The organism is Halomonas sp. ALS9, assembly GCF_001651035.1.
Taxonomy (GTDB): domain Bacteria; phylum Pseudomonadota; class Gammaproteobacteria; order Pseudomonadales; family Halomonadaceae; genus Vreelandella.
Genome location: NZ_LXRG01000142.1, coordinates 1 through 1,459, shown reverse-complemented (window position 1 = coordinate 1,459; position 1,459 = coordinate 1). Strand labels below are relative to the sequence as shown.

The window sequence follows — 1,459 nt, the reverse complement described above, 5'->3', positions numbered from 1 at the left end:
GAAAGACGTGGTAGCCTGCGATAAGGTTCGGTGAGGTGGCAACAACCTGTGACCCGGACATCTCTGAATGGGGAAACCCACTCATCATAAGATGAGTATCATGCACTGAATACATAGGTGTATGAGGCGAACCAGGGGAACTGAAACATCTAAGTACCCTGAGGAAAAGAAATCAACCGAGATTCCCCTAGTAGCGGCGAGCGAACGGGGACCAGCCCTTAAGCATGTGACTGATTAGGCGAACACGCTGGGAAGCGTGGCCGTAGCGGGTGATAGCCCCGTAGTCGAAAATCTGATCATGTGAAATCGAGTAGGTCGGGGCACGAGAAACCTTGACTGAAGACGGGGGGACCATCCTCCAAGGCTAAATACTCCTGGCTGACCGATAGTGAACCAGTACCGTGAGGGAAAGGCGAAAAGAACCCCGGAGAGGGGAGTGAAATAGATCCTGAAACCGTGTGCGTACAAGCAGTAGGAGCAGACTTGTTCTGTGACTGCGTACCTTTTGTATAATGGGTCAGCGACTTATATTCAGTGGCGAGGTTAACCGTATAGGGGAGCCGTAGGGAAACCGAGTCTTAACTGGGCGACACAGTCGCTGGATATAGACCCGAAACCGAGCGATCTATCCATGAGCAGGGTGAAGGTTGAGTAACATCAACTGGAGGCCCGAACCAGGATCTGTTGAAAAAGATTTGGATGACTTGTGGATCGGAGTGAAAGGCTAATCAAGCTCGGAGATAGCTGGTTCTCCTCGAAAGCTATTTAGGTAGCGCCTCACGTATTACCGCCGGGGGTAGAGCACTGTTTCGGCTAGGGGGTCATCCCGACTTACCAACCCGAGGCAAACTCCGAATACCGGTGAGTACAGCGTGGGAGACACACGGCGGGTGCTAACGTCCGTCGTGAAAAGGGAAACAACCCAGACCGTCAGCTAAGGTCCCGAAATCCTGGTTAAGTGGGAAACGATGTGGGAAGGCTCAGACAGCTAGGAGGTTGGCTTAGAAGCAGCCATCCTTTAAAGAAAGCGTAATAGCTCACTAGTCGAGTCGGCCTGCGCGGAAGATGTAACGGGGCTAAACCAGGTACCGAAGCTACGGGTTCATTCTTAGGAATGAGCGGTAGAGGAGCGTCGTGTAAGCCAATGAAGGTGGATTGAGAAGTCTGCTGGAGGTATCACGAGTGCGAATGCTGACATGAGTAACGATAAAGGGAGTGAAAAACTCCCTCGCCGGAAGACCAAGGGTTTCTGTTCGACGCTAATCGGAGCAGAGTGAGTCGGCCCCTAAGGCGAGGCCGAAAGGCGTAGTCGATGGGAAACGGGTCAATATTCCCGTACCGGACATGGTTGCGATGGGGGGACGAAGAAGGCTAGGTGAGCCAGGCGTTGGTAGTCCTGGTGAAAGTGAGTAGGCTTGGATCTTAGGTAAATCCGGGATCCTTTAAGGCCGAGACACGA

At 52.6% G+C, this 1,459-nt stretch carries 1 rRNA gene; it reads left to right on the top strand.

What is annotated here, in order from left to right:
• Window positions 1–1,459, top strand: a 23S ribosomal RNA gene (locus tag A6R74_RS10500); the annotation flags it as partial.